The organism is Mucilaginibacter pankratovii (genome assembly GCF_014773265.1).
Taxonomy (GTDB): Bacteria; Bacteroidota; Bacteroidia; order Sphingobacteriales; family Sphingobacteriaceae; genus Mucilaginibacter; species Mucilaginibacter pankratovii.
In genome coordinates this window covers 137475-155088 of sequence record NZ_JACWMY010000005.1, presented here as the reverse complement: position 1 = coordinate 155088, position 17614 = coordinate 137475, and the positions used below count along the sequence as shown (strand labels likewise).

Sequence of the window (17614 nt, the reverse complement as noted above, 5' to 3'; positions counted from 1 at the left end):
CTGTAGTGTGTATTTCCATTAACCACGCATAGCCATGACAGAGAACATTAACGCCGCCCTGGCCGAGATACACCTCATGCAATCGGAATTTGAGGGCTGCCAGCGCTACCTGGCAGATGAAGATATGCACTACCCGGAAAATGCCTACGAAAAAAAGCGGGTACTGTTACGCATGGCCGCTTTACTGGCCGGTATGCATCACCTGGAGCAAGGCATAAAGGCCGATCTGCTTACTGTACCTATCCAGTTATTCCCGTTCAATAAAACCGCTCACGATGAAGTTTAACAGCCAACCCGGCACAGAGGCCCGCAAAGCCGAGCTGCTTGCCAAAAAAACGCTATTGGAGAAGCAAATACCCGATACTACCGACCAGGCTGCCGCAAGCAAGCTACGCGCCGATTACCGGGCCATCACCAACGAAATGGAAACCTTTTACGATGATATTAAAACGCCGGAGGTAAAGAAATGAATAAGCCTTTACCCACAACGGATGATCTGTACCCCGAAATATTAAGGGCGGTTGCCCATTATGGTGTAGGTTCTTTTGAAAGCGGAGAAAATCAAATGTTTCTTACAATAACCAAGACAGGGCCGTTTTACAATGTTCAGTTTAAATACAAATGGGTAGAATATAGTTTTTGCATTCACGAAGAAGAATTGGAGATAACAGCATGAAATACGGTATCGATCTAAGTTGGAACCTCTCCATAGAAGTAGAGGCCGAAAACCCAAAAGAAGCCCTGGCGGAGGCCTCAAAGTTTTTCCCGAACCATATCGCCGACTTTATGGTACCCGATGAAGGGGAAAGCATAAGCGTTGACCGTTGCGAGGGTTGCGGAGCATACATTATCGAAGGCGAGGAAGGATCATACGACCCGGAGCAAGGAAACGCCTACTGCACCGGTTGTACCGAAGCCATTAAAGAGGATATGGAGAAATACCCGGAGGAATATAAAGATGAGCAATAAAGAGCGCTTCTTAGCCGGGCATAAATTCACCTTATCGGGCTGTGATAAAAAAAAGATTTTTTCAGCTTTCGCAATGGCAGAAAAGGTGTCGGCCGTTTTTCAAGATAATGATCACGGACAGCCTTTACACATGGGTAATATAGATAAGATGCCCGCTAACTATTTGCACATGTATGCTTTTCTGATGGGCAAAAGAATAAAATACAGCGTAGCATTTGCCGATATGCAATTTATCGAAAGCGAGGTACCGGCATGAGCCACACTATCAATTTTTCTCACGACTGGAATAATAAGCTTTACTGTAAGTTTTTTACGACCATACGGCTTAAAAACGATTTTTTGTACCAGGTAGGCACGCAGTACGATATTGCCATCAACAGCAAAAGCTTAGGGCCTGGTATCATTCGGGATATAAAAGATTTTAAGCTCGCCCAGCTTACGCCCATTATGGCCATGCTCGATACCGGTTACGAGCTGGAGGACTGCAAAGGCATTTTTCATAAAATGTACAAAAACAAAAATGTTAATTGGGACACGCAGCTACTAAGCTTTATCCTGATAGAACAGCCCTTCAAACGCACCATTAGCATCGACCCGCTACTTTTTTACCCTTACACCTATCCAAACCAAGAAAATGAGCATACAAAACTTTAAACTACTTACTGCCTTCGCCGCCCCAACCATTTGGGCCGCCCTGGTGTACGGCGCTTACCTGGTATCAGCAATTTTACGCTGGCCGCTATGGATTTTACCGCTTGCCTTTGCGGTTGTATTTGGCGCGGTGCTTTGGATGGTGCGCGTAATGGCGGTATGGACTTTTGAGGATAAAAAAAACTGGTAAAAAATGAGCAGAACACCCGGAAGCGGCTGGGGTGCCGGCCGCTATGCTTTATCAAATATGCCCTTTTTGTAATAAGAAGAAAGTTATATACGACCCTATACCCGGTTCTGAATGGCATTTGCCCTTCAGATGTTTAGCTTGTAAAGAAAGAAATTACGATGAGAATTTAATAAGAAGATCACATCCCGAAGCGCAAACAAATAAGCCTATAGCATAAACCAATACCCCTACTAATAATTATAAACCATGCCCGAATTGAAGTACAACATCAAAAACAGGTTGCTTCGCCTATCCGGTGACTACCAAACCAACCGCTACAGAATGTGTATTGCAGTAGGTATTAACGACAAAACGCTCGTTAGGTGGCTTAAAACCGACCGTAGAAGCAAGTTCAGCATTCCCTCCGATCAGTTTTACAAGATCGCCGAATTTTTATCCTGTAACCCCAACGAACTGCTAACCAATGAACCAGCGCAAGTCACCCACTAACTTAAATTCTTTCAGTACCGATGCGCCCGATCTACTTTTAAAAAAAATCGGCGAATTGGAGTTAACGCTTCGATCAGCGAAGCAAAACGCCACCAAAAACCAAAAGGCGATAGATTTTTACAGCGGTATACTGGCCGCTATGAAATTCGCCTGGGGCTACATGATGGAGCTGGAATGGATACACAAAAAATTGAAGATCATCCAGGCCGAAAACGATTTTTTGAAGGACTACGCCGGCTCGCTAAAAGAGCGCCTGTTAAAATACGAAGTGATAGAGCAATTAAAACTATCAGGCGATTTTGATACCGTGGTAAAGGCCGTAGATGAATACATAAACAATAACACCCCCGACTTAACTTAAAATATGACTGAGGATATAGAGCTGCTGGATCCGGAAACCGAAGCCGAAGCAAACCAAGGCCCCCATGATATCAAATTTTGGAAAACAAAATATCAGGAGAACCAGGAGACCGGCGAGAAGTTCGTAAAAGACATTACTATCAGTTACCTTAAGCTAATTAGGGTATTTTATCTTTTGGGGTTTCGCCGCCTCGATATTGATGATGCGCACATTTTTGTACGGATAGAAAACAGCCGCGTAGTAAAGCGGGTAACCATCACCGTAGTAGTTGATACCTTTTTTGATTATCTGGATGAAAAGGAGTATTACCTGGATGATGAAGAAACCCTCACGCGCGACATGCTAAAGGAGAAGTTTTTAAAATCCCCAGGTACCTATTTTAAAGAGGATAAATTATACCGGCTTAAGCCCGAAACACCGATAGAATTTAACAGGGACACCCTCGAAAACAAATACATCTACTACAAAAACGGCTTTGTGCAGATCAGCAAGGCCGGTATAGTTTTTAATGATTATAGCCAGCTGCAAAACTTCATTTGGGAAAGCGAAATTTTAAAGCGTAACTACCTTGCTAAGCCCGAAGCAAGCTCCCCTTTCGAGATTTTTATAACAAAAATATGCTCCAGTAAATCGGCCGATATCGAAACCCGCGTAACGGCCATAAAAAAAATCATTGGGTATTACCTGCACAGCTATACCGACTGCGATTTGCGGGCCTTGCTACTTACCGATAGCAAAATCACCGAGGATAACGAAGCGAATGGCCGTACCGGGAAAACACTGTTTTGCAAATCCCTGGGCTACATGCTATCCAACGACCCCGAAAACCCCGGTATCAAAACATTTATCGATATCAACGGCAAGGATTTCGACCCGAAGGAAAAGCACAAATATCAGCTCGTAGGGTTCGAAACAAAAATTATCTGCCTTAACGATCTAAAGCGCGGTTTCGATGTAGATTGTGTTTACAACGATATCACAGAGGGCGTAACCGTAGAGCGTAAGAACATGACCCCCTATAAGGTAAAATCAAAAATGATCTTTACCACCAATAAAACCATAAAAATAGAGGGCGACAGCTCCAAGGCCCGGTTTTTAGAGTTTGAATTTTCCGATTATTTCAGCCGAAACCATACGCCCATTACCGAATTTAAACACCGCTTTTTTAGGGACTGGAATGCCGAGGGATGGGCGGCATACGATTGGTTTATGTTCTCCTGTATCGAAGATTACTTTAAAGCTAATTGCATACTGGATGAACCCGAGCACATCAACCTTAACGCCCGCAAGCTGAAAGAAACTACCAGCGCCGAGTTTATTGATTACATGACCGATTTAAAGATCGTTTTCGATGAATGGTACAATAAAAAAGATCTGTTTACAAACTTCTGCAACCGGTACGAGGACTATAAAAACGATCAGCGCTTTAAGCAAAAGAAATTTAGCGAGTGGGTAAAGCTCTATACCAAATACAACCCCGAGTTCGAAACCTATAACAAGGAAAACGATGAAAAGCGGAGCGATGATGTTATAGAGATGTGCTTTAGAAAAGCGAAAACAGGCCCTGCAGGCGAAAAAATGCCTTTTGATATATGAAGCTGAGGCACGGATCAACATTCACAGGTTATGGCGGCTTTGATCTGGCCGCCCGGTGGTTAGGCTGGAAAAATGTATTTCAAGTCGAAAAAGAAAAGTATTGCAAACGCTTGCTTAAACGAAATTTCACAGGGCCCCAATTATTTGATGATATTAAAAAATTTGATGCAAAACCTTTTTATGGAACAATTGACATTATTTCAGGGGGAGACCCGTGCCAGCCAAGTAGTTTACAAGGCGAAGGCAGAGGAAAGCAGGATCCTCGATACCTCTGGCCGGAATACCTACGAATTGTTAAAGAAGTGTACCCCGCATGGATCATCAACGAAAATGTTCCAGGCTCAATTTTTAACGGAATATTGGATAGTAAGATCAGCGATTTGGAAAATGAAGGCTACACCTGCTGGCCGCCCCTACTTATCCCTGGAGCTGCCGTTGGCACCATACATCAAAGGGAAAGGGTTCTTTTGGTGGCCTACGCCCCTGGCTGGAGATTCGAACAACTCTTTGCTACCAGGATCGCAGATCAGCAGGGTAAAGGGAAACTTTCAGGGAAATCCTTCACTCCTCCTGCAGTTGGGATTAAAGCCGGGCACACCTCTATCCGTGCAATTTTACGAGAAGCTAATGGGGCTGCCGAAAGGTTGGCTCCGAGTGTACGAAACGGAGGTATCCGGGCCGGCGGAAACGGTGTAGTTCCTCAGCTTGTTTATGGCGTAATGAAAGAAATTGACAGAATAACCGAAGCTTATATAAATGACCATCAACTGTAAAACCCCATAACCATGCCAACCTATTCAAAAATCCCTATAGCACAAAAGAAGATCGGCCGGTATGATTTCGGCGGGTATTCTGTTTTCTGCAAGTCCTTTGCCCTGGCTACGCAAATAACACAAGCATTATTTAAAGCCGATACCAGCCGCGGTATTCCTGGTTACGGCTATTTGATATTAAAGGGCAAAAAATACTACTATTCGCGTTACGGTTTCGCAGATGACCCGGACACCTACACCAAAGCAAAATCTAAGGCAAAAACAAAGCGCAAATGACCATCAACTGTAAAACCCCTATAAGCTACTACGGTGGTAAGCAAAATATGATCGGCGAGATCTTGCCGCTCATTCCCGAACATAAGCTGTATTGTGAGCCATTCTTTGGCGGCGGGGCGGTATACTTTGCAAAGCCGCCATCACAAATAGAGGTGATCAACGATCTTAACGACTTTGTAGTAAACTTTTACCGGGTACTGAAATTACGGTACCCGGAACTAAAGGCAGAGGTTGATGCTTCGCTATCATCCCGCAGCATACACCGCAAAGCCGGTTACATCTACAAAAATCCCGAGATCTATTGCGAGCTGAAGAAAGCCTGGGCGCTTTGGTACCTGGCCAATTTCAGCTTTGTAGGCAAGCTTAACGGCGGCTGGAAGTATGATAGCGTAGAAAACAAGGATTGCCAAACGATGCATAATAAAAAGGCGCTATTTTCGCCTGAATTGGTGCGCAGGATTGAGTTAACGCAAATAGAGTGCGATGATGCCATTAAGGTGATCAAAAGCCGCGATAAAGCACACAGCTACTTCCAGCTCGACCCGCCGTACATCCTCACCGATCAGGGCCACTATGCCGGTTACAGCATCGAAAAATATACGGCTTTACTGGAAGCATGCGCCCACATGAAGGGAAAATTTATGCTTAGCGGTTTCCCGAATGCCGTACTGCAGGAGTATATCGATCGCTACGGATGGGTTAAAAAAGAATTTACAAAAACCAGTACCGCAAAACACACTTTCATTGATGATGTAATGACCAGGGGAAAGAAAACCGAACTACTGGTAATGAACTATACCATAGAAAGTAAGCAGCTTAGCGCCTTTTAGCCCTACACTACCCTCATACCTCGCAAGCCTGGCCATTTGGCCGGGCTTTTTTATTGCTTTTTAGCCCAGGCCTTCAATATCTCATCAAACAAGCTCTCATGCACCAGGTAGAAGCCCTGGGCCTTGTGTACACGGCGCTCCTTTCCTTGATTCCACATCTTAGTTGCGTTATCCATTTCCTGCCGATTGCGGAGCGCCTCTTGCTGTAGGGCATGCTCCTGTGTACTGAAGGCGTTTACACACTTGTATTCGCTCATTACCGAGTTATCGCAGCACACAAACCACACCTTCCTAAACCGCCGCTTCTTGCCCTTCATGCTGCAAAGTTTACTAATATTTTTAGTTTTTGCACTAAATTTTTATTTCTTTTTGCTTTTTGCCCCCATCTTAAATTTATTACTTCCCACTTAATTACTATTTGTTCTCCCGTAGTTCCTAAAAGGGTATAAATATAAGAGAGATAGCGGATTACATTTTTCTTGCTTGTTCCGAGCTTATTCCGTAATACTTCCTGATAATTCCTATCAAAAATAAAAATTGGTGCTAAAGCAATATATCAGGAACAACTACGGAATAAGGAAAAAGATATAAAGCGCTGATAATCAATATTTGGAACAACGGAACAACGAAATCACCCGAAAACGACCTACCCCCTCATTTGTCGCTCTTATATGTCGGATAAATGGGTAACCATGGCGGTAGCATCCCTTTAAATTTGATTTTCTATTGATTACGTACCGAAAACGTGGTTTTTTACCGCCAAATTAAATTCGCCCGATTAATTTAAACTATTGTTATGCATACCCCGCCACCTCCACCACCGGCCACGCCCCCAGGCATACACAGCCCGGCACCCGAGCGATCAGCCCCAGGTAACGCCGAAAACTACGGAAAACAAGCTCCTACGGAGGTAGCTTTTAAAGCAGAGCGGCCTTACCATCCCTACGCTACCCATAAAATTGCATCCACCTCAAATTTTTCCGCGTTCCACAAAAACGCGGCGCATACCAACCGCCTGCACATCCGAAAACAAGCGAAACAACGGGCCAAACGTAACAGCAAGCGCTAATGATCACCGATAACCCCAACCCAGAGATAGCAGAGGAAACCCCAACGGTACCGGTAGCAGAGATTCCCCAGGAACCTGCACCGGTACCGACACCCCGAAATCAGTTTGTTTCGGTGCCCGAGCCAAAGATCAAGCAGTTTACCGGCCGAGCTACCCAAAAGGAATACGACCGCATAAACGCCGCCCTGGCAGCCCGAAAACGCGAAGGTACCACCTACGATATTGTGCGTTTTTGCCTGGATATGATGGATAACATTGAGGATGATTTTTTACAAACCTTTATAACTAAGTGATGGAAGATAAAAATAAAATGTCCGACAAAGAAATTGCGGGTTTACTTGGTGGAATACTCGAAAATGATATCGATCTGCCAAAAAATTATCCTGGCTATCCAACCTTTCCGGGTACCACTACTGTAAACACTGATGACCTGCAAAAGCTTATCGCCCAATGCGAGGAATACAAAGCCGATATCATTACCCTGGTATCAACTTTTAACGGGCTGGAAGCGTTGTTTTCGGGCGGTGGCGGCTTAATGAGCATCATACCGGTAGTAACCAATCTAATTAAAGATCCGGAGCGTATGAAGCAAATAGCTGCCATAGTGCCGGTGATGAACAAATACAAATCTCAACCTAACGAAAATGACAGCTAAAGGCACTAAAACACCAGGTGGTGATGAATCGCCGCTAAGTTTAGAGAGCGTACTACAGCGCCCCGTTGTAAACAGCGTGCCGGTAGCCGAATTTAACGAAGCCGCGCCCGTAAACGAGGTAGAATTTGAGCCGGCACCCGATCCCGCGCCACAAGCCCAGGCAAGCCAGCCCGATTACGAACAGCAGTACGAGCAGGAACCTAAAAGCCTTTCGCCCGATGACCTCGCAATTATCGGCGTAAACCTGCTGGATGGCCTGCAAAGCACGCTGTTTGCATTGGTACGCCGCAATAAAGTATTTGAGGCCGCCGAACTGGAAATGATAAACCAGCTCGATCACAGCGCGAATACGCTTTACCAGGCAGGTACCAAAGAAGCTATCGCGATGGCAAAGTTCCGTAAACACAAAGAGGCGGTTGCCAAATTACCGTTTACAGCCGGCGAAAAGCAGCGCCTAACCGATGCAACTATCATTTACGCCCGCACTACCGAGATCAAGGTTAGTCCGTTTACGGGCCTTTTGCTGGCATACAGCGAAGTGCTGGGCACCAGAGCCTTTAACATTATGGGGGATAACGACTAATGGAAGCAAATACCCCTGTTTGGCTACGGCCCAAAGTTTTATTGATAGCAGCCGGCGTACTGGCGGTTGTGGCCGTTGGCGTAGTGCTGTACCGCCGAAAACGCCGCTCAGAGCTATCCGAAGATATCGACCGGCTAATACAGTGGTGGGAAGAAAAGAACATCAAAAATGATGATCTGGCCGGCGAAACCAAACCCCATGTAGAGCTAAGCAAGTAAAACCATGATATTAAAAGCAATTCTACTATTTACGATGGCAACGTTAATTATCTCGCTGATCATCATGCACCGCGTTTTCGGGCTAAAGGGCCTGCTGATCTATGAGCTATCCGTGTTAGAAGATTTTATGAAAACGCGCATAGATAGCTTTTTAGAGGTGTTCCGCAAATCAAAAAAACCGCCTTTGGGTGTAAAACCCGAATGGATTGCCAAAGAACATCGACTGCAAGAAATTGAAGCAGCAATATTTCGGTATCAGTGTCAGGGCGAAGATATCCCGGAGGACTGGAAGCGGGAAGCGCAAGAAATTGACGACTTTTTAAAAAATAGCATTCATGGAAGATAACGCCGAAAACAAGCCCGCCGCAACCGTAACCATGTTCGGGCATCAGTACGATTACTGCGAAACCTATACGGGTGATACCGATGAGCTAAAGGCCTACGAGGCATCCTGGAAGAAAGCCGGCCACAAAACCGCCCGGAAGAAAAATAAACAGGATCCGGCGCTGATCGATCTGTATGTAAAGCAAAAGCAGGGGTAAGAAATGGCGAAAACGCGCGATTTACATGTTTCGGGATTAATGGTAGGCCGTAAGGGTACCGGTAAAAGCACCAAGCTGGCAAAGGTGGCCGCCTCCTACCCTGCTGATAGCAAGGTGCTCATTATCGATGTAAACAGATCTCCCGCGTACAATCAGTTCAAAGAGGTTACTATCGATGAGATGAAGCGCCTTAAAAAGGGCGTAGTACGCTTAGTTGGTACGCCAAGCAACGAAACATTGATAGCAATTGCAACTCATTTTCGCGGTGGCCTGGTCGTTTTCGAGGATTGCACTAAGTACATTGAAGGTAACGTACGGCCCGAAATCAAAACCTTTTTGGTAGATCACCGGATGTTCCAGTGCGATCTGATATTTACTTTCCACGCTTTGCGCTTTGTCCCGCCATTTTTTTGGGGGATGATAAGCTATGTAACCATCCTGAAAACACAGGAAGAATTTGACCAGGGCTTTTACAAAAGAAGAATGCCCAACTGGAAGAAAATCTACGAGGCCTTTGAGAAAGTGCAAAGCCACAAAGATGAATATTTCGGCATCACCGTAGAAACATTGATATGAGTACTGAAGAAGAAATTTTTATTAAAATACAATCGGTCGTTACCAACCCTATTGTATTAGATCAAATTGCCGAGGTATTAAATATTCCCAAAATGCCGGATACGGTTGAAGGCTTGTTAATGGATAGGATAAACGGGCTTTCGGCTGAACATGACATACAAAAAGAAGTAAGGCGGTGCGATAAAACGGCGTACTGGACAAGATACAGCGCCGCGCTTAAAGAGCAAAAATTACTATTCGCACTTAATCACCTAAAAGCAATTCTTTCTTTTGTTCAGCTTAAAAAAACAGAAAAATAAATGCCAGCACCCGAAACCAAAGAATTTGCAATTAAAGCACTCAGCAAAAAAGAGCTGCGGGATTGGTACGGGGTTTCCTGTAAAACTTTTAAAAGCTGGCTCAAACGTATTCCCGACCTGGGTATGTATGAAGGTAAGGCCTACACACCCGCCCAGGTAGCAAAAATTGTAACCCATTTAGGCCAGCCATGAGCGAAACCAAGCAACCCCATATCGAAACCATAAAAACGCTGAAAGATGCCTGGCTAAAAGGCGATCTTAAATATCAGCGATCATTAACCTATCTGCAAAAACCGGCTAAGCTGGGTTATGTCTATTACCTGATAAATTATGAAGAGGGCGAAAACCTTATTTACAGAGGCGCTTACGAAATAAAATTAGCCCTGGAAGAAGAATTGATTAGGAGAGAGCAGCTCTACTTATACCTCACCTTCCTGCTGGCCGGCCAGTTAGAATAATATTTGCGCTTACGTTTGTTGCCGCTACTTTCGCGCAGATCGGCCCGGTACCCGCCAAGGTAACCGGGCTTTTTTGTGCTTTATACTTTGCCTTACCCGCTAATAATTACCGTTGTAACCCGTTGGTTTCCTTTGCAATCCCTAAGTGGTAGGCCGCTTTTAGGCCGGGCATAAGTTTGGGTTTAAATAATCAAAACTCAATCCAATCCCATGTTCAATTTCCTTGACAAAAAGCAATTCTTCACCATCGTATTGGCCGGGGTTGCATTATTCTTTTTGACTAAATATTTCACAAAGAAAGTAACCAAAGCCGATGGCAGCGTAGCCCATTATGTCGGCGTTGATGGTAGCTATATCTAACCTGTAGCCCACCCTAAAGCCCTTTCAACCCACACATTAAAAACTATTTTTTAAAATCAACATGAAAAATCTCTTTTCAAAAGCATCAACACTGGCAATTTTAGGTTACTCAGGCGGAGCGATGGCGGCAATGGGCCGTGCAGCTTACAGCGCCGAAGATTTGGAACGCGAAGCCGGTGCATTATCTAACTACGGTGGCGGCGGTGCAAACTTTAGCGGCTACACCGGCGAAGGCGACGACTTTTTAGAGTTTAGCGGCGAAAACAGCGGCAGCTTTATGGATGCCATCCACAAAGGCAAAATTTTCAACCTTACCCTAACCAACGCCAATGCATCCACCCGTACGGCTTTGCTTTGCCCTGGTTTGGTTTTCGCTTCCCTGGGCTTAATTGCCGATGGTGCATTTGCCGAAGCCGGTGGCGCTGGTGCTGGCTTATCGGGTACCGGTAACCCGCAAAGCATCCTGATATTTAACAACTTTATCCGCAACTACCCTACCCTGGTAGCCGGCTTTAAAATATCTACCTCAAACATCAACCAGTTTGAGTGTGTGTTAACCATCCAAAAGGAAAGCCCTTTCTCTACGCATGAAAGCAAGATCATCAATCCTGCAATCTATGCAAGCGAAGCCAACCCGAACACTACGCTGATCACCGTTGGCGAAAGCTTCTACATGGATAACCAAACCAAAATATCTTACCAGGTATTAGGTTCAACCTCGGTTAACATTGGTTTGATCTTCGGCGCTTCGCTTAACCCGGCCAAAGCATTACGCTCTAAGGCAGTAAGGGCTAAAACAACCGCCACAGCAGTAGCAAGTTTCAGGGGCCGTTAATCCGCTGAAACATGATACAGGAAATCATAGAATTTATCGAGCGACAGCCCCAGGCTATCGCTCGGTTATTTGCCCGCTACGATATCCAGGCAGAGCCAACCCCCAAAAACGTAGGTAATGCCATTACGGTAATACGCCGGCCTTTTGTGGATGATATGTTAGACCTGATGCACCTGAACGAGCAAAGCGGTTTTAACGATGACAACGGTAACCCCGTAACCTTTACCCGTGTAGTTGATGGCCTATCCAGGGTTGCCCTTGGTGCCAGTAACATCGCAAGGGATGTGCAGGGAAAACAGCGTTTGCTATCTACCCGCAACGGCTACCAGGTTGACCCGCGAGGCTATGCCGACAGGGATAGCTACGATGATTACAATTACGGATCAGATCGCATTTTGGGCATTAACAAAACCTTATTTATGATACTGGCCGGCGTTGCGCTTTTGGCCGCTATCATGTACTCAACCAAAAAATAAATGCAGGGCTGGGCCACCTCGATCACCAAAATTACCAGGGTACCCGATTTAGGTTCTACCCCCGCAAGGGTTAACCGCCGCACCGGCGAAATGTTCCTTAGCGTAAAGCACATGAAGGCTTTGCCGATGGAACACCGGTTGTTTATCATGCTGCATGAAATGGGCCACGTGGTACTGCAAAGTACCGATGAGGCGCAGGTAGATGACTGGGCCTTTAATAAGTATGCAGATATGGGTTACTCGCTTAATGCTTCGGTAAAGGCGCTCACCCAAATTTTGAACGATCAAAAACCGGAGCACGCCTGGCGAATGTACCTCCAGCTCGAAAGGGCAAAGCAGTACGACAGGGAACATTACGGTAACACAAAAATTTAATACCATGCTTGCAAACCCAACAAACAACGATACGCCCCAGGGGCTGGTAAACATCCCCAATGTTGGGCAAATAGTGCAGGCCCCAACCATCCAAATACCTTCCGAGCCAAAAGCGATGGCCTCTACAGGCAATTACGCCGTACCCAAAGGCGGTATTGTTGGCAAGATCAATAACTATGATGCTGATGATGACAGCGAATTTGAGCCGATATTTTGGGATGATGAAGATATTTTAGATGAGAGCGCCTTTTTAGGCATCGACTTTAAAAACCTCGGTAAAAATTTGGGCAAAGCCGGTAATTTTATTTTCAGCAGGTTAGGCAAAGCGCGTAAAAACTATGTAAAGCACGTTTCACCGTTCGGTTTTATCATTCCAAAAGATAATTATACCGGCGATGATGACTTTAGCGATTATATGGGTACCGATATTGAAGCGGTAGCGCCAAACTTCGCGGCCATCCTTAAAAAAGCGGCCGAAAGCGGCGTACTGCATGTGCCTACGCGCATTCTTACCAATCAGCTATACCACTTACATCTAACCGAAACACAGGCCAGCAGCTATACCGGGGATGAGTATTCCAATTTTAACGATATCCACCCGGAAGACCTTGCCAGGCATCAAGCCTTTTTTGATGGCTTAAGCGAGTATGAGCAGGAAGTCTACAGCGATTTTTTGGGTATCAACTTCAAAAAGATAGGTAAAGCAATTGGCGGGGCGATAAAAGGCGTAGGTAAAGTAGTTGGTAAGGTTGGCAAAGCGGTAGGTAAAGCGGTGGGTAAAGCCGCCGTATTCACCGGTAAAACCATTGGAAAGGGCGCTAAGCTTTTAGGCAAAGGTGTGTTAGCTGCAGGAAAATTAGGGCTTAAAGTGCTGGCCTCGCAGGCCGGTTTAGGCGATACGGTTACCGACCAAAGTAACGGCGTTGTATATCCGCCGAGTTGGGGCATGGGAGCCGGTGCCGGTAGCTATAATGAAAATTGGAACCCCGAGTTGGGCGAAGATCAGGAGTACGAGCCTAACCTTAGCGATGAGAACAGCTTCGACCGTGAAGATTTACTGGCCGCCCAGGAAGATGCACAAATGAGGCAGGATGCCGCGGCCGCAGTTGCAGGTGCGCTGGATCCCGAACCGCCAAAAACAAATATTTGGTTATGGGTAGCCCTTGCCGCTTTTTTGGGCCTCGGTTTCTACCTGGTTAAATCTCACAAAATAAAAATTTAACATCATGGCTATGTACTATCCCCCTATGCCCGAAAATAAAACGCCAATCATCATTGTACTGGCAGTTATCGGTGTAGGCATTTGGCTTTACTACCGTGGCAAAAAAGAGGGAAAAACCGATTTCCCTGATGTTGATTATAAAACCGGTACACAGGAAATACCAAAAAGCTATAATCCTAATCTCCTGGCCGATGAGCTGTTTGATGTGCTCGACAGAACATTTGCCACACCCGGAGAGAAAGAAGATGCTTTCCAAAAAATGTACTATCTGCCTAACGATGATTTGAAAGTATTGGTTTACAACACATTCAATAAAAAGTACAGCAAAAAGGCCGGTATGACCTTGACGAAATGGATAGATAGCGAGCTGGTATTTAATTGGGGTGCCTCTGTACGCAAGCCCCTGATAGCTAAGCTTCGATCACTGAATTGCAAATAATTAATTATAAACTATAAAAACACAGATCATGTCACAAAACACTAAGTACATTCTGATTGCAGCCGTTGTAGCAATTGGCGGCTATTTTCTTTGGAAAAAGTATAAAGCCGTAAAAAAATAAGCGCATGTACCAGGGAGATAACGGTAATGGCGGTGTAGTGGCTTTGCTTTTTGTGGCAGCGGCCGGCGCGTTGGCGTACTTAGGTTGGAAGAAATTCCAGGGAATCGAAAGTAAGCTGGAAGAAAAGCCCGCGCCTGTTGCCGAAGCAAAAAGCAAAGCTAAACCTAAACCCCGCCCGGTGCAATTGTCGCCCGTAGTAAAAAACTCTATCCGCGATGGCATTGCAGCTGGTATCGGATTGATAATCGGCTCCGAAGGGAAGTATAAAACCCCGGGCGATGCCGATTTTGCCAGCAAGTTTGCTGATAAGATTTTGGTTTACGCTGGTAACCTCCAGCGGGCAGATAGGGAAGCAAGCGAATTTTTAAGTAACCTGGGTACTACCGCGTTTATCAATACTACTTTAACTACCATCAACGCGCTACCTGATAATGATTTCCGGCAGGCCTATAAAGCTTGGAAGGAATTACGGGCCACAAAAGACCTGTATTCAACAAATCTGTATAAGGCGAAGCTTGATACACATCAAAAAGTAGATTTCTTTAACCGGGTGTATTCCTTAAACATTGCGTAGCCATGTACAAACCAAAAACACTACTCGGCGGCTTATTCGGCAGTACAGAGCTACCGGATGTAAATGTTAAAGTTGATCTCAGCACAAAAACCGTTGTAGATCTCACCTTCGCGTTTATTGCGGCAGGCCTGGTAGTAATGATCATTTACCATAAACTTTTTAAATAATGGATGCCAATAAACTTTTTAAGGTAATTCTTTGGGTGGTAGCAGCCTTTTTGGCAATAGCCGCCTTCGAAGTGCTGATGAAAGTATCGGGTGTCAAGTATAATTTTAAAACCAACAGCTATGAGTAACGAGCAATTAGACAAACTGGCCGCCCCCGCAGTATTAATATTTGTTGTGGTTTTCCTGATCTGGGATATCTACTATAAAAAACACTAAGATGGATGCGCAACGGTTAAACTACATCAAACAAATTGCCACCGAAGCCGCCAGGGCTGCCGCTGGTACCAATCTTTTCGCTTCGGTGATGATTGCCCAGGCCGCGCTGGAAAGTGGCAACGGAGCCAGCGTATTGGCTAAGAAGTACAATAACCATTTCGGCATTAAAGCCTCTACCGGCTGGATGGGTGGTATAGCAGCTATGCCAACAACGGAATACATCAAAGGCGTTGCGAAAAAGGTGGTAGCATCTTTCCGGGCATATAGTTCTTTACTGGATGGCTTTGCAGATCGCATCAACTTTTTAAAGAAAAAACCGCGTTACGCCAAAGCCGGTGTATTTGCAGCGCCAACCCCGGAAGCCCAGGCCAAAGCGTTGCAGGCAGCCGGTTACGCTACCGATCCGCTGTATTCTCAAAAAATAATCAGCATCATTAATACCTACAACCTTAAACAGTACGATGGTATGGTGCTTCCTGCAGTAGATAAAAAAAAAGTTTAGTTGTAATAGCGCTTGCCATTGTGGCCGCCATTGCCGCCTACTATATACTTAAAGATTAAGATGTCAGCCTTAGCCAAAACATTCGCCGAAGAAATTGCACCTGGTGTAATAACATCCTGTTTAAATACCGGGGTGTTTCCTTCGTTGGTAATAGCCCAGGCCATCCAGGAAAGCGGATCCGGCCAGTCAAAGCAAGCTAAGCTCTTTACAAACTTTTTCGGGCACATGGCCTCTAAAGAATGGAAGGATATGGGCAAGGCGGGCCAAACGGTTAAGGGCGGTAGGTTTTGGCGCATCTACAACAGCGTAGAGGATTGCATAACCGGTCACATCAATATTCTAAAAAAACCCTTATACCGGCTAAAAGGCGTGTTTAAAGCCCGCACCCCTTTCGAGCAAGCTTTGGCAATTCAAAAGGCCGGCTATAATACCGGGCCTGATCGCAATGAATACGCGCTGAAGCTTTCTAAAATTATTAAAGGCCTCGATCTGCAAAAGTACGACCGGGAAATGATAAGCCTGGAGCGCCGCAAAAACACAAACGGCCTGGCTTATTCAGAGCAGCCGGCCGTAACACTCACTTTACAAAATATATTCGGATAATATGCCATTACCTACAGATGATAGCGAAATAGCCGTTGGTACCCCGGGTCCGGAGTTTCCGGTACCGCCAACCGCGCCAGCCACTACCCCGCAGGGTGTTTTGTCAATAGTGCGTAAACGCGCCATAGGCAACGGTACGTGCCGGCTCGATCCGGCAGATAACATTACACTGCCAACCATTACACAAGGCGCACAATCGGCAATTTTGGTACTGGAGGCCGCGCCAGGTGCCGATAAGTCTACCGCATTAGGCCGATTTTGGAGCGATGGCACATGGCCCGGCACTGTAACCGGTATGCCTATGTACCATGGCTCGGTTATCGAAATTGTGGGCATGGAAGACCTGAACAATACCAGGATCATTACTACCGATGGGCTTACCCACAAAATTAACGTACAATATTTTAGTCAAGCGTAATGGGCACAGTCAGATCAAAACTTTACGAAGGCCTTAAGCTGGGCAATGCCGGCGATGGTAGTGGCGGCGATGCAGCCTTTAACGGATCGCGCCCTATCAGCCGGCAAACCCCCGGTTTAGTTGGCGTAAACCCCGGCGCAACTACCGTTATCGAAATGCTGGAGAATGTTTTTTACCCCGCCATAGCACCTATCGCGGCTTTGTCGTTCAATAACCCTATCCGGGAAATTGGTGCCGACCCTGCCTACGTGCTTACCTGGGCGGCCACAAAGCAAACCAACAATATTACCGGCATTACCGTTGATGGCAACGTTATCGCCCCAACCGGCGCAAGCCAGGGCGGTACACAAAGCGGCGATCTGACGGGCACTACCGGCACCTATAGCAAAAGCATGACCGTTACCGATGGTACATTGAGCGATACCGAAAGCGCGACGGTAACTTACTTGCCGCGTATGTTTTGGGGCAATACCTCCAAAACCGCAGGCATAACCGATGCCGATATTTTGGCGCTAAGCGGCTCCGAGCTGCGAAGCGACCGACTAAAAAGCTACACCAACATTGGCGGCGATGGCGAATATTTATTATTTGCATTCCCTTCCAGTTTTGGTACGCCCAGCTTCGTTATCAATGGCCTGGCAAATACCGCTTTTACCAAAATCCGGTCAGCCAGCAATTTTGTAAATGCCGAGGGCGCTACCATCGTAATGGATGTGTGGATCTCGGACAATTTTTATAGCTCACCGCTCGCAAGCTTAATTATCAACTAAC

At 45.8% G+C, this 17614-nt stretch carries 38 protein-coding genes; 37 read left to right on the top strand and 1 reads right to left on the bottom strand.

The window, feature by feature from the left end:
- Positions 1-34: 34 nt before the first annotated feature.
- From IDJ77_RS11380 to IDJ77_RS11320, 13 genes are all read left to right on the top strand, one after another.
- Positions 35-286 (top strand): hypothetical protein, encoded by a 252-nt coding sequence (locus IDJ77_RS11380; RefSeq protein WP_191189074.1) that lies wholly within the window; start codon positions 35-37, stop codon positions 284-286.
- A complete protein-coding gene (locus tag IDJ77_RS11375; protein WP_191189073.1) occupies positions 276-470 on the top strand; it encodes a hypothetical protein in 195 nt (64 codons plus the stop codon). Before IDJ77_RS11380 ends, IDJ77_RS11375 begins: the two co-directional genes overlap by 11 nt.
- A complete protein-coding gene (locus IDJ77_RS11370; RefSeq protein ID WP_191189072.1) occupies positions 467-676 on the top strand; it encodes a hypothetical protein in 210 nt (69 codons plus the stop codon). Before IDJ77_RS11375 ends, IDJ77_RS11370 begins: the two co-directional genes overlap by 4 nt.
- The gene (locus IDJ77_RS11365; protein ID WP_191189071.1) at positions 673-969 is read left to right on the top strand and encodes a hypothetical protein; all 297 of its coding nucleotides are present in this window, start codon (positions 673-675) and stop codon (positions 967-969) included. The genes IDJ77_RS11370 and IDJ77_RS11365 overlap by 4 nt, the downstream gene beginning before the upstream one ends.
- Positions 959-1225 carry a hypothetical protein gene (locus IDJ77_RS11360; RefSeq protein WP_191189070.1) on the top strand — a complete coding sequence of 89 codons (267 nt, stop codon included), beginning with the start codon at positions 959-961 and terminating at the stop codon, positions 1223-1225. The genes IDJ77_RS11365 and IDJ77_RS11360 overlap by 11 nt, the downstream gene beginning before the upstream one ends.
- A complete protein-coding gene (locus IDJ77_RS11355) occupies positions 1222-1623 on the top strand; it encodes an ASCH domain-containing protein (RefSeq protein ID WP_191189069.1) in 402 nt (133 codons plus the stop codon). Before IDJ77_RS11360 ends, IDJ77_RS11355 begins: the two co-directional genes overlap by 4 nt.
- Complete coding sequence (locus IDJ77_RS11350; RefSeq protein ID WP_191189068.1) at positions 1604-1810, top strand: hypothetical protein; 207 nt, start codon at positions 1604-1606, stop codon at positions 1808-1810. The genes IDJ77_RS11355 and IDJ77_RS11350 overlap by 20 nt, the downstream gene beginning before the upstream one ends.
- 246 nt (positions 1811-2056) lie before the next feature.
- Positions 2057-2299 (top strand): hypothetical protein, encoded by a 243-nt coding sequence (locus IDJ77_RS11345; RefSeq protein WP_191189067.1) that lies wholly within the window; start codon positions 2057-2059, stop codon positions 2297-2299.
- Positions 2274-2660 carry a hypothetical protein gene (locus IDJ77_RS11340; RefSeq protein ID WP_191189066.1) on the top strand — a complete coding sequence of 129 codons (387 nt, stop codon included), beginning with the start codon at positions 2274-2276 and terminating at the stop codon, positions 2658-2660. The genes IDJ77_RS11345 and IDJ77_RS11340 overlap by 26 nt, the downstream gene beginning before the upstream one ends.
- A gap of 3 nt (positions 2661-2663) precedes the next feature.
- Positions 2664-4256, top strand: a complete 1593-nt coding sequence (locus IDJ77_RS11335; protein ID WP_191189065.1) for a primase-helicase family protein — start codon at positions 2664-2666, stop codon at positions 4254-4256.
- Positions 4253-5029 (top strand): DNA cytosine methyltransferase, encoded by a 777-nt coding sequence (locus IDJ77_RS11330; RefSeq protein ID WP_191189064.1) that lies wholly within the window; start codon positions 4253-4255, stop codon positions 5027-5029. Before IDJ77_RS11335 ends, IDJ77_RS11330 begins: the two co-directional genes overlap by 4 nt.
- Before the next feature lie 12 nt (positions 5030-5041).
- On the top strand, positions 5042-5305 hold the full coding sequence (locus tag IDJ77_RS11325; protein ID WP_191189063.1) for a hypothetical protein: 264 nt from the start codon (positions 5042-5044) through the stop codon (positions 5303-5305).
- A complete protein-coding gene (locus tag IDJ77_RS11320) occupies positions 5302-6135 on the top strand; it encodes a DNA adenine methylase (protein ID WP_191189062.1) in 834 nt (277 codons plus the stop codon). The genes IDJ77_RS11325 and IDJ77_RS11320 overlap by 4 nt, the downstream gene beginning before the upstream one ends.
- A 50-nt stretch (positions 6136-6185) precedes the next feature.
- Here IDJ77_RS11320 and IDJ77_RS11315 read toward each other — a convergent pair whose 3' ends face one another.
- The gene (locus tag IDJ77_RS11315; protein WP_191189061.1) at positions 6186-6452 is read right to left on the bottom strand and encodes a hypothetical protein; all 267 of its coding nucleotides are present in this window, start codon (positions 6450-6452) and stop codon (positions 6186-6188) included.
- A 479-nt stretch (positions 6453-6931) separates the two neighbouring features.
- Here IDJ77_RS11315 and IDJ77_RS11310 point away from each other — a divergent pair, with 479 nt between their 5' ends.
- The 24 genes from IDJ77_RS11310 (at position 6932) to IDJ77_RS11200 (ending at position 17613) form a co-directional block, all read left to right on the top strand.
- The gene (locus tag IDJ77_RS11310; protein WP_191189060.1) at positions 6932-7204 is read left to right on the top strand and encodes a hypothetical protein; all 273 of its coding nucleotides are present in this window, start codon (positions 6932-6934) and stop codon (positions 7202-7204) included.
- Positions 7204-7497, top strand: coding sequence for a hypothetical protein (locus tag IDJ77_RS11305; RefSeq protein ID WP_191189059.1), 294 nt, complete (start codon positions 7204-7206; stop codon positions 7495-7497). Before IDJ77_RS11310 ends, IDJ77_RS11305 begins: the two co-directional genes overlap by 1 nt.
- Positions 7497-7859 (top strand): hypothetical protein, encoded by a 363-nt coding sequence (locus IDJ77_RS11300; RefSeq protein WP_191189058.1) that lies wholly within the window; start codon positions 7497-7499, stop codon positions 7857-7859. Before IDJ77_RS11305 ends, IDJ77_RS11300 begins: the two co-directional genes overlap by 1 nt.
- Positions 7849-8442: a hypothetical protein gene (locus IDJ77_RS11295; protein ID WP_191189057.1), complete on the top strand. Its 594-nt coding sequence runs from the start codon at positions 7849-7851 to the stop codon at positions 8440-8442. Before IDJ77_RS11300 ends, IDJ77_RS11295 begins: the two co-directional genes overlap by 11 nt.
- Positions 8442-8660, top strand: coding sequence for a hypothetical protein (locus IDJ77_RS11290; RefSeq protein WP_191189056.1), 219 nt, complete (start codon positions 8442-8444; stop codon positions 8658-8660). The genes IDJ77_RS11295 and IDJ77_RS11290 overlap by 1 nt, the downstream gene beginning before the upstream one ends.
- A 4-nt stretch (positions 8661-8664) precedes the next feature.
- Positions 8665-9006 (top strand): hypothetical protein, encoded by a 342-nt coding sequence (locus IDJ77_RS11285; protein ID WP_191189055.1) that lies wholly within the window; start codon positions 8665-8667, stop codon positions 9004-9006.
- Positions 8996-9202, top strand: coding sequence for a hypothetical protein (locus tag IDJ77_RS11280; RefSeq protein WP_191189054.1), 207 nt, complete (start codon positions 8996-8998; stop codon positions 9200-9202). Before IDJ77_RS11285 ends, IDJ77_RS11280 begins: the two co-directional genes overlap by 11 nt.
- A 39-nt stretch (positions 9203-9241) precedes the next feature.
- Positions 9242-9778, top strand: coding sequence for a hypothetical protein (locus tag IDJ77_RS11275; protein ID WP_191189053.1), 537 nt, complete (start codon positions 9242-9244; stop codon positions 9776-9778).
- Complete coding sequence (locus IDJ77_RS11270) at positions 9775-10077, top strand: hypothetical protein (RefSeq protein WP_191189052.1); 303 nt, start codon at positions 9775-9777, stop codon at positions 10075-10077. Before IDJ77_RS11275 ends, IDJ77_RS11270 begins: the two co-directional genes overlap by 4 nt.
- On the top strand, positions 10078-10269 hold the full coding sequence (locus IDJ77_RS11265) for a hypothetical protein (RefSeq protein WP_191189051.1): 192 nt from the start codon (positions 10078-10080) through the stop codon (positions 10267-10269).
- Positions 10266-10535, top strand: a complete 270-nt coding sequence (locus IDJ77_RS11260; protein WP_191189050.1) for a hypothetical protein — start codon at positions 10266-10268, stop codon at positions 10533-10535. The genes IDJ77_RS11265 and IDJ77_RS11260 overlap by 4 nt, the downstream gene beginning before the upstream one ends.
- A gap of 210 nt (positions 10536-10745) precedes the next feature.
- Positions 10746-10895, top strand: coding sequence for a hypothetical protein (locus IDJ77_RS11255; protein ID WP_191189049.1), 150 nt, complete (start codon positions 10746-10748; stop codon positions 10893-10895).
- Positions 10896-10956: 61 nt separating this feature from the next.
- Positions 10957-11730 (top strand): hypothetical protein, encoded by a 774-nt coding sequence (locus tag IDJ77_RS11250; RefSeq protein WP_191189048.1) that lies wholly within the window; start codon positions 10957-10959, stop codon positions 11728-11730.
- An 11-nt stretch (positions 11731-11741) separates the two neighbouring features.
- Positions 11742-12206 (top strand): hypothetical protein, encoded by a 465-nt coding sequence (locus IDJ77_RS11245; protein WP_191189047.1) that lies wholly within the window; start codon positions 11742-11744, stop codon positions 12204-12206.
- Complete coding sequence (locus IDJ77_RS11240) at positions 12207-12581, top strand: hypothetical protein (RefSeq protein WP_191189046.1); 375 nt, start codon at positions 12207-12209, stop codon at positions 12579-12581.
- A gap of 4 nt (positions 12582-12585) precedes the next feature.
- Positions 12586-13803 (top strand): hypothetical protein, encoded by a 1218-nt coding sequence (locus IDJ77_RS11235; protein WP_191189045.1) that lies wholly within the window; start codon positions 12586-12588, stop codon positions 13801-13803.
- Between the two features lie 4 nt (positions 13804-13807).
- On the top strand, positions 13808-14242 hold the full coding sequence (locus tag IDJ77_RS11230) for a hypothetical protein (RefSeq protein ID WP_191189044.1): 435 nt from the start codon (positions 13808-13810) through the stop codon (positions 14240-14242).
- A 125-nt stretch (positions 14243-14367) separates the two neighbouring features.
- Positions 14368-14937 carry a hypothetical protein gene (locus tag IDJ77_RS11225; protein ID WP_191189043.1) on the top strand — a complete coding sequence of 190 codons (570 nt, stop codon included), beginning with the start codon at positions 14368-14370 and terminating at the stop codon, positions 14935-14937.
- A 2-nt stretch (positions 14938-14939) separates the two neighbouring features.
- On the top strand, positions 14940-15104 hold the full coding sequence (locus IDJ77_RS11220; protein WP_191189042.1) for a hypothetical protein: 165 nt from the start codon (positions 14940-14942) through the stop codon (positions 15102-15104).
- Positions 15104-15232 carry a hypothetical protein gene (locus tag IDJ77_RS27835; RefSeq protein WP_262892795.1) on the top strand — a complete coding sequence of 43 codons (129 nt, stop codon included), beginning with the start codon at positions 15104-15106 and terminating at the stop codon, positions 15230-15232. Before IDJ77_RS11220 ends, IDJ77_RS27835 begins: the two co-directional genes overlap by 1 nt.
- Positions 15233-15321: 89 nt before the next feature.
- A complete protein-coding gene (locus IDJ77_RS11215; protein WP_191189041.1) occupies positions 15322-15822 on the top strand; it encodes a glycoside hydrolase family 73 protein in 501 nt (166 codons plus the stop codon).
- Positions 15823-15882: 60 nt separating this feature from the next.
- Complete coding sequence (locus IDJ77_RS11210; protein WP_191189040.1) at positions 15883-16425, top strand: glycoside hydrolase family 73 protein; 543 nt, start codon at positions 15883-15885, stop codon at positions 16423-16425.
- A 1-nt stretch (position 16426) separates the two neighbouring features.
- On the top strand, positions 16427-16843 hold the full coding sequence (locus IDJ77_RS11205) for a hypothetical protein (protein WP_191189039.1): 417 nt from the start codon (positions 16427-16429) through the stop codon (positions 16841-16843).
- On the top strand, positions 16843-17613 hold the full coding sequence (locus IDJ77_RS11200; RefSeq protein ID WP_191189038.1) for a hypothetical protein: 771 nt from the start codon (positions 16843-16845) through the stop codon (positions 17611-17613). Before IDJ77_RS11205 ends, IDJ77_RS11200 begins: the two co-directional genes overlap by 1 nt.
- Position 17614 lies beyond the last annotated feature (1 nt).